The 9,840-nt window shown below is 36.3% G+C and carries 7 protein-coding genes; 4 read left to right on the plus strand and 3 right to left on the minus strand.

Annotated elements, in window-relative coordinates:
* Positions 1-53 precede the first annotated feature (53 nt).
* Positions 54-1,208 (plus strand): Gfo/Idh/MocA family protein, encoded by a 1,155-nt coding sequence (locus VLC96_RS00645; protein ID WP_325260047.1) that lies wholly within the window; start codon positions 54-56, stop codon positions 1,206-1,208.
* A gap of 158 nt (positions 1,209-1,366) precedes the next feature.
* Here the strand turns inward: VLC96_RS00645 and VLC96_RS00650 are convergent, their stop codons facing one another.
* On the minus strand, positions 1,367-1,744 hold the full coding sequence (locus tag VLC96_RS00650; RefSeq protein WP_325260048.1) for a winged helix-turn-helix transcriptional regulator: 378 nt from the start codon (positions 1,742-1,744) through the stop codon (positions 1,367-1,369).
* 131 nt (positions 1,745-1,875) lie between these two features.
* Here VLC96_RS00650 and VLC96_RS00655 point away from each other — a divergent pair, with 131 nt between their 5' ends.
* Positions 1,876-2,814, plus strand: a complete 939-nt coding sequence (locus tag VLC96_RS00655; protein WP_325260049.1) for an NADP-dependent oxidoreductase — start codon at positions 1,876-1,878, stop codon at positions 2,812-2,814.
* 113 nt (positions 2,815-2,927) lie between these two features.
* Here VLC96_RS00655 and VLC96_RS00660 read toward each other — a convergent pair whose 3' ends face one another.
* On the minus strand, positions 2,928-5,627 hold the full coding sequence (locus VLC96_RS00660; protein ID WP_325260051.1) for an MGH1-like glycoside hydrolase domain-containing protein: 2,700 nt from the start codon (positions 5,625-5,627) through the stop codon (positions 2,928-2,930).
* Positions 5,628-6,054: 427 nt separating this feature from the next.
* Positions 6,055-7,014 carry an L-threonine 3-dehydrogenase gene (locus VLC96_RS00665; RefSeq protein ID WP_325260052.1) on the minus strand — a complete coding sequence of 320 codons (960 nt, stop codon included), beginning with the start codon at positions 7,012-7,014 and terminating at the stop codon, positions 6,055-6,057.
* A gap of 224 nt (positions 7,015-7,238) precedes the next feature.
* Here VLC96_RS00665 and VLC96_RS00670 point away from each other — a divergent pair, with 224 nt between their 5' ends.
* A complete protein-coding gene (locus VLC96_RS00670) occupies positions 7,239-7,883 on the plus strand; it encodes a hypothetical protein (RefSeq protein WP_325260054.1) in 645 nt (214 codons plus the stop codon).
* Between the two features lie 86 nt (positions 7,884-7,969).
* Positions 7,970-9,840, plus strand: a 1,871-nt coding sequence (locus VLC96_RS00675) for a CarD family transcriptional regulator (protein ID WP_414655554.1), incomplete at its 3' end; no start/stop codon positions are given.

Below are 9,840 nucleotides of genomic sequence, written 5' to 3' on the forward strand. Positions count from 1 at the left end.
TGTAACGTTTCATAGAATACAAAGACTACTTATTTGAAAATCAATTAATAATTATGGAAAATATTTCAAGACGTTCGTTTGTTAATAAATTTGGTCTGGGTGTTGGCGCATCGATTGTGGTTACAAGTCTTCCGTCGTTCATGACTATGACCGAAGAGGAAAAACCATACACTGGTAAAAAATTAAATATAGCCTTATGCGGTTTAGGAAATTACGCTTCCATGCTAGCTGATGGAATTGTGGCGTCACAATATTGTAATCTCGCCGGAATCATTACAGGAACTCCATCCAAAGCGGAGAAGTGGAAAAAGCAATATAACCTTCCAGAAAAAAATATTTATAACTATCAGAATTTCGACGAAATAAAAAAAAACAAGGATATAGATTTAGTGTACGTCGTTGTTCCAAATGGACTGCATAAAGATTTTGTAATCCGATCAGCCAAAGCAGGTAAACATGTAATCACCGAAAAACCAATGGCAGTCACTGTCAAAGACTGTGAAGAAATGATAAAAGCCTGCAACGATAACAAAGTACAATTGGCGATTGGTTATCGTTTGCATTATGAGCCAACCCATTTGGAAATTAAAAGATTAGGACAGCAAAAAGTTTTCGGGCAGGTAAGATTTATCGACGCGGGACTTGGATATAAAACCTATGATACGCTTGATAAAACTACGATTGTAGATAAAAATGACAGAAATGAATGGCGATTAAACAAAAAATTATCGGGCGGAGGTCCGTTAATGGATTTAGGAATTTATTGCATTCAGGCAAGTCGCTATGTTTTGGGTGAAGAACCAATCGCTGTTACCGCTCAATTTGGAACAGTTAATGATAAAATCCGATTTTCAGAAACCGAAGAGAGCATCACTTGGCAAATGGAATTTCCTAGCGGTGCCGTTGCCAATTGCAGCACATCCTGCGGTTTTAATATTGACCGATTCTATGCAGCTGCCGACGAAGGTTCATTTGAATTAAGCCCGGCATTAAGCTACGGCCCATTTAAAGGTAAAACCTCTGAAAAAGAATTGCAATTTCCAGTTATAAACCAACAAAAAGCCCAGTTGGATGGAATATGCCAGTTAATTTTAGAAAACAAACCATTACCAAATCACATAACAGGCGAAGAAGGTCTAAAAGACATAAAAGTGATCAACGCCATTTATAAAGCTGCCGAAACTGGAAAGAAAATTGTCATCAGCTAAACAATATTATTTAATGAATTATAATTATTAGGAGGTGCCACCTTCTTGATAAATGGGCAAATTCTCTTTGCGGTTATTCGCCCATTTATCAAGAAGCTGTCGGGCTCTCCGCTCCGCTGTGGCGGATTGCTGCGATCCCTCACCCAGCCGAAGGGCACTTAAGAAACAGTCAGTTTTTTATTCTCAACTTTCGAATTTCCATTTGCTCTTTGTTTATCTCCCCACGATTTTAAATGACTAATAAACGGAATAAGTTCGGCTCCAATTTCGGTCAAAGTGTATTCCACTTTTGGCGGTACTTCGTGAAATACTTTTCTATTTATTAAACCATCTTCTTCCAGTTCTCTCAATGTTTGAGTCAGCATTTTTGGTGTAACATCCGAAAGCGTTTTGCGAAGTTCACCATATCTCAATACATTTTTAAGGCTTAAATGCCATAAAATCCGACCCTTATATTTTCCGCCTATTCTTCTGAAAGCATAGTCTACAGAGCACGAAATCTCGGTACAGGAATCATAATCTAAATTTTTTTTCATTTTTTTATAGCTTTTAAAGTACTGAAAACAGTCATTAGTATCTTTTTAGTATGTAAGACACAATAAAGTACCTACTTGCTACAAAGATACTAAAGTTTTACTTTTGATTATTGAACTTAAAAAAAATAGAAATGAAAAAAATTATTTTACATGAAGCTGGAAGTGTGGATAATCTGAAATATATAGATGCACCAATTCCTGAAATTAAAGAGGATGAAGTATTAGTAAAAGTAGCTTCATTGAGTGTCAATCCTGTCGATTGCAAATCAAGAGCCAGCGAAGGGAGTTTATCATGGCTTTTTGGTTCGGAGCGACCTGTAACTTTAGGATGGGATTTGTCTGGAGTAATTGAAAAAACAGGCTCAAAAGTTGTGAACTTCAAAATAGGTGATGAGGTTTTTGGAATGGCTAATTTTCCTGGTAATGGAAGCGCTTATGCCGAATTTGTGGCGGTTCCTTCTTCTCACTTAACATTAAAACCCAATGCTATTTCACATCAGGAAGCTGCTGCCGCGACTTTGGCTCCTTTAACTGCCTGGCAAATATTAAAGCCAAATATCAAACAAGGCGATAAAGTTTTAATTCACGGGGCATCAGGTGGAGTTGGGCATTATGCCACACAAATAGCCAAATATTTAGGTGCTTATGTAATTGGTACATCATCATCAAAAAACAAAGATTTTGTATTGCAAAATGGAGCAGACCAGCACATTGATTATACAACAGAAGATTTTAAAAAACTTTCTGATGTTGATTTTGTATTCGATACGGTTGCAGGCAATAGTATAGAACAATTAATAGAAAGTACCCGAAGCGGTGGCAAAATTGTAACCATTCCGTCAAGTGCTATTCCACAGGAATATTTGGATAAGGCAAAAAATAAAAATGTCGATTTATCGTTCGTTTTGGTCAAATCTTCTGGAGAAGACATGACTATTATCGCTGATTTATTGGAAAAAGGAATTCTGAAATCACACGTTTCAAAAACATTTTCATTTGATGAAATGTCGAAAGCTCATTTGCAATTACAAACAGGGAGAACAGTAGGGAAAGTTGTGGTTAACTTATAATGTGCTTTTGAAAAAAGACATTGTTAAGGAGATATTGCAAAAAGGCTCATTTAAAATATATCTTAAATGAGCCTTTTAGTTAACTATAATTACTAGATTATTGTCAGCTAACTTTAACTGCCATCTGCTGCTGTCACATTAAAATCAATTTCTTCATGCAAATGTCTGATGATTTCAGCAATAAGTCCTGTCCAGCCTGTTTGATGATTAGCGCCTAAACCTTTTCCGTTATCGCCATCAAAATATTCAAAAAACAAATGGTTTTTATTGAAAAGCGGATCCTCCTGAAATTTTTTGTATTCCCCATACATTGGAATTTTTTTATCGTTATTGGGAACAAATAATGTCAGTAATCGTTTGGCGACGCCTTCGGCAGATTCCTTTAAATTAACCAAATTACCTGATCCTGTTGGGTATTCTACTTTGAAATCTTTTCCGTAATATTCATGAAATTTTTCTAAAGAATCCAAAATCAAATAATTCATTGGAAACCAAATTGGACCTCTCCAATTGGAATTTCCTCCAAACATATCGCCTGTGGCTTCGGCCGGAGTATAATCTACCTGAATAATTTCTCCATGATGGTTAAATTTATAAGGGTGCTCTTTGTGATATTTAGACAAAGAACGCACTCCAAAATCGGATAAAAATTCTTTTTCGTCAAACATACGTTTGAGGATCATTTTCATACGATGACCTCTAAGAGTAGAGAGTAAACGCGTTTCTCCTTTCCCTGGGTTGTACCAACTCGAAATTAAACTGGCTAAGTCTGGACGGTTTTTCAGAACCCATTCCACACGACGTTTAAACTGAGGTAATTTTTCAAGCAATTCAGGTGTCAATACCTCTACGGCAAATAAAGGAATTAATCCCACCATCGAACGAATCTTCAACAATTCTGCATCACCATTTGGTTTATGAAGCATGTCATAATAAAACTGGTCTTCTTCGTCCCAAAGGCTTAATTGGTTTTCTCCTAAGGCTTGTAATGCTCCAGAAATTTGCAAGAAATGCTCAAAGAATTTTGATGCCATATCTTGATAAACTGGATTTTTGAGTGATATTTCGCAGGCAATACGCAACATATTTAAGCAATACATCGCCATCCAGCCTGTACCATCGGCTTGTTCTAAATTATGACCAGATGCTATATCAGAGGAGCGATCAAATACTCCAATATTATCCATCCCAAGGAATCCTCCTCCAAAGATATTATTGCCATTGGCATCTTTCAAATTGACCCACCAAGTAAAATTCAGCAGTAATTTGTGGAAAACCCTTTCCAAGAAAATGGTGTCACCAACTCCGTTATTGGCTTTTTTATCAATTTCATATACTTTCCAGGTTGCCCAAGCGTGTACAGGTGGATTTACATCCGAAAATGACCATTCATAAGCAGGAATTTGTCCGTTGGGATGCATGTAATATTCGCGTAAAATGACCAATAATTGTCTTTTGGCAAAATCTGGATCCAATCTCGCCAATGGCAATGTATGAAACGCCAAATCCCATGCTGCAAACCAAGGATATTCCCATTTGTCAGGCATCGAGAGAATGTTTGAAGTATACATGTGTTTCCAGGTACTGTTTCTTCCTTCCATCCTGGATTTTTCTGGTTTTGGAGTCGATGGATCTCCTTTTAGCCATTCAAAAACATTGTAGTAATACCATTGTTTGGTCCAAAGCATTCCAGCGTAAGCTTGTCGCTGAATCGATCTTAATTTTTCGTCTTTTACACCTTCCTGAATTTCATCATAGAACTCATCTGCTTCGTTAATTCTTTTTTGGAAAATAGTATCAAAATCTACAAAAGCATCTTCTGGTGTTGTATTGGTAAAACGGAGACGAAATTCTTTTTTGCCATGACCAGGAATGATGTCGTCGTAATGCACAGCTGCTTTTGTTCCTGTGCACAAAGGATTTACGCTATCTTTTTTATTATGAATTATATAATCATTAATTCCGTCTTTGGCATAGAGCGATTGAGCAGGAGATTTATATAATTTTTCAAAATTTGTTTTATTGTCACAGAACAAAAATTCTTTGGAATGTTCAGCATACAAATTGAAGTTTCCAACCAATCGGTGTTGTACTTCTATATGAGAATTTCCTATTCCTGTTAAAGTTGGTTTGTGTTTGTAATTTTCATAACCCCAGCTCCAGGTATTTCTAAACCAAATAGTAGGCAATACTGTAATGGGAGCAGTAGTTTTGGAGCGGTTTTCTACTGTAACTTTAATTAGAATATCTTGTTCATCGGCTTTGGCATATTCGATAGTGATGTCAAAATATTCATCTTTGTCAAAAACCCCTGTATCGAGTATTTCGTATTCAGGTTCCTGACGGCTTCGTTTTCTACTCTCTTCAATTAATTTCTCGTATGGAAAAACTGCATGGGGATATTTATACAGCATTTTTTGATAAGAGTGGGTTGGCGTAGCATCTTGGTAATAGTAGATTTCTTTGACATCTTCCCCGTGATTGGATTCGGCTGGCGTTAAGCCAAAAAGACGTTCTTTTAGGATTCTGTCTTTGTGGTTCCAAAAAGCAAAAGCAAAACAAACATGTTGCTTATTATCTGAAATTCCTCCTATTCCTTCTTCTCCCCATCGATATGCTTTGGAGCGTGCCATGTCATGAGTAGTGCTTCCCCACGCATAACCACTTTGAGAATAATCTTCTCTAACGGTTCCCCATTGTCTTTCGCTTAAATAGGGACCCCATTTTTTCCAACCTTTATTATCTGTTCTTAATTGTAATCTTGCCCTTTCAGCACATTTTTCTTCATTTGTTTCTGACATATTCGTACTCATTGTTTCCGGCTGCAATTTAACTAAAACGCTCTTAAAAAGGCTTATAGAAATCACAAAAAACAAAGATGATAATTACTCAAACGTTATATGTGAGCAGTTTTATTTGCTGACTTGTAGTAAGTTCAGAATTTGCTGAATTTTTATTGTTGATGAATAGCTAAATAAGTTACCCAAGTAGCATGGATAGCCTAACCCCAATGTCATTAAGTTAAGCTTTAATTGGTCTCGCAAAGGCGCAGTGACGCAAAGTTTGGAACGTATTTCTTTGCGTCACTGCGACTTTGCGAGAGTTATCTTTATTAAATCTTCTCAAGAAATCCTTATCTTAATGACATTCAGCTCAACCCGGACGAGAAAAGGAGCTAACTAAAGCTCCTTTTCTCATCGGGTCAGGCCCAAATAATTAATCAATGGTTAGTCTTCGAAACTATAATTCGGTTTGGTATTGTGGTTTTAGATTTTTTAGCATGTCAGAAGTCATTGTTTCCAGATCAAATCTATGATTCCAACCCCAGTCTGCTCTGGCTTGAGTGTCATCGATACTGGCTGGCCAACTATCGGCAATTTTTTGACGAAAGTCAGGATTGTAAGTTACTTCGAGTTCAGGAATGTGTTTTTTGATTTCGGCAGCAATTTCGGCAGGAGTAAAACTCATTGCGGCTAGATTATATGACGAGTGAATCTTAATTTGTTCTTTCGGCGCTTTCATAATGTTGATGGTCGCGGCTATGGCATCGTCCATGTACATCATTGGCATTTTGGTTTCAGGATTTAAAAAACACTCATATTTTCCATCGCTAATGGCTTTGTGATAAATATCTACAGCATAATCTGTAGTTCCTCCGCCAGGTTCAGTCGTCCAACTGATCAATCCCGGATAACGGATGCTACGAACATCGACACCAAAAATATTATGATAGTATTCGCACCATCTCTCGCCAGCTTGTTTACTAATGCCATATACTGTCGAGGGCTCCATAATGGTGTATTGAGGCGTGTTTTCTTTAGGAGTTGTTGATCCAAAAACTGCGATGCTCGAAGGCCAAAATACCTTTTTTATTTTTCCGGCTTTTGCCAAATTCAGGACATGAAAAAGTGAATTCATATTCAGATCCCAAGCAAAGGCAGGATTTTTTTCGGCTGTTGCTGATAGTAAAGCAGCCATTAAATAGACATCGGTAATTTGATGAATTTCTACTAAATGTTCGATTTGATTAAAATCCAAAGCGTTGACTACTTCGAAATGTCCTGAATTGACAACCTCATTATTTAATTTTCGAATGTCAGAGGCAATTACATTATCGATTCCATAAAGGGCTCGGAGTTGGTGAGTCAATTCGGTGCCTATCTGACCGCAAGCGCCTATTATTAAGATCTTTGGATTCATATTGGTTACTTTAGAGAAACAAAGATAACGATTTCGTTAAATATCACAATTTTGCTAAAAAAGTTATAAAAATCACAATTGTTTTTCAATAATCAAATATCTGGGCTTTTTTGGAATGATTAAATTCAGTTAAAAAGAAGAATTGCCAACAGATTGTTATTCTAATATCGAAATTCGGTATTGTAAATTTACTTTGTAACTTTGTGGTTCAAATAATTTGGAAAATGAACAATAGATTAGCGCTACTTTTTTTGGTGATTTTGATGCAATTTTCGTGTGATAATACTAATAACGAAAAACGTCTTGCCGATCAGATGAAAGATGCGAAAAAAAGAGAAACAATTTTTGCCAATATAAAAAAGGGATGGGAATTCTTTGATTTTCCAATCAATGAGACTTCTGAGGCGACTATTTCGACCTGGCCACAATGGAAAGAATTTATGGCAGAATTGGCGGCTAAACCATCAAAAAAAATTACTGATTTTCAAAAGAAATCCAAAGCACTGACCAAAAAAGCGATGGCTTTGAATATGAATATCCCGCCTCAATTTGACACGCCACAAATAAGAAGCCGAATTGCAACTTTGATTACCCAAGTGCAAATGTTGGATTTGTATATCAATCTTAATGATATTTCGGATAAAAAAGTAACGAAACTCGTAGCTGAAATAAATATTGAACTCGTCTCTCTACAAAGACAAATGGATAAGATTGTTGAAAAAAACAAAATCCCAATGGAGGCTGGAGAATCTGAATTGTTACAAATGATTAGAGATACTTCAAGAGCAATTCCATCTGGAAATTCGCCAATGCCTATTAGCCCAGTTAGTCCGAGTAATAATATTAATCCAAACGGAGTACAACGTTGAGTAAAGCTACAGTATATTCGGTTTATGATTCATCTCCCAAAACGGCTCAGATTGTAGCTGGTTTACAGGCGAATAATCAGGTAAAAATGCATTTGGAAGGTTTGCTGGGATCGGCAACTTCCTTTATAATTCAGTCGATTTTTAAGAAGGCAGAACTTCCATTTTTGGTGGTTTTGAATAATAAAGAAGAAGCTGCTTATTATCTGAATGATTTGGAACAAATGATAGGCGAGCAGGATGTACTGTTTTATCCGGGTTCATTCCGCCGTCCGTACCAAATTGAAGAAACTGACAATGCCAATGTTTTACTTCGCGCTGAGGTTTTGAACCGAATCAATTCCCGCAAGAAGCCTGCAGTCATTGTTACCTATCCAGAGGCGCTTTTTGAAAAAGTAGTTACCAGACAAAATTTGGATAAAAATACGCTGAAAGTTACTGTTGGCGATAAAATTTCGATTGATTTTCTGAACGAAGTTTTATTTGAATACGAATTCAAGCGAGTTGATTTTATTACTGAACCTGGAGAGTTTTCCGTTCGCGGTGGAATTGTCGATGTGTTCTCGTTTTCAAATGACAATCCATACCGAATAGAGTTTTTTGGCAACGAAGTGGAGAGTGTCAGAACTTTTGATGTGGAAACCCAATTGTCATTGGAACAAAAGAAAAAAATCACCATTATTCCTAATGTTGAGAATAAAATTTTTCAGGAAAACAGAGAGAGTTTTCTAGATTATATCAATGAAAAAACAGTTTTGTTTTTTCAAAATGCAGAGAATCTTTTATACGAATTGGACAAGCAATTTGGCAAAGCCGAAGAAGCCTATGAAAAACTTTCCAAAGATATAAAGCATGCTACTCCAGAGCAATTATTCCTGAATCAAAAGGCATTTGTTCAACGCGCTTTGGATTTTTCGGTGGTTGAATTCAGTTCTAAAGCTATTTTCAAAATCACTAAAAAATTTGAATTCCACATTCAGCCACAGCCGTCTTTCAATAAACAATTTGATTTGTTGATGAATAATTTGAGTGATAATCATTTTAATGGCTACCAAAATTATTTGTTTTGTTCAAATGAAGCTCAGACGAAACGTTTTCATGATATTTTTGAATCTTTAGACGAAGCCAATTCTGAGAATATTAGAAAGCAATACAAGACGATTGTGTTGCCTTTGTACCAAGGTTTCATAGATCAGGAAAACCAAATTTGTTGTTATACTGATCACCAAATTTTTGAGCGCTATCATAAATTCAGTATCAAAAATGGTTATTCCAAAAAGCAAAATTTAACTTTAAAAGAACTTACGTCTTTATCTGTTGGCGATTATGTAACGCATATTGATCACGGAATTGGAAAGTTTGGAGGTTTACAAAAAATTCAGGTTGAAGGTAAAACGCAGGAAGCAATAAAACTGGTTTACGCTGATAATGATATTGTGTATGTGAGCATTCACTCCCTGCATAAAATTTCAAAATACAACGGAAAAGATGGAACGCCGCCCAAAATATATAAACTAGGTTCAAATGCTTGGAAAGCTTTAAAACAAAAGACCAAAGCAAGAGTCAAAAATATTGCATTCAATTTGATTCAATTGTATGCGAAGCGAAGATTAGAAAAAGGCTTTCAATTTGCACCTGATAGTTATTTGCAAAACGAATTGGAAAGTTCTTTTATTTATGAAGACACACCTGACCAAATCAAATCTACGCAGGAAGTCAAAGCCGATATGGAAAGCGAACGCCCAATGGATCGTTTGGTTTGTGGTGATGTAGGATTTGGTAAAACCGAGGTTGCGATTCGAGCAGCTTTCAAAGCTGTAGATAATAGCAAACAAGTAGCGGTTTTGGTTCCCACGACTATTTTGGCTTATCAACATTATAGAACTTTTAGCGAAAGATTGAAAGATATGCCAGTTTCTGTTGGCTATTTGAACCGTTTTAGAACCGCAAAACAAAAGGC

This window comes from Flavobacterium sp., from assembly GCF_035456085.1.
GTDB lineage: Bacteria > Bacteroidota > Bacteroidia > Flavobacteriales > Flavobacteriaceae > Flavobacterium.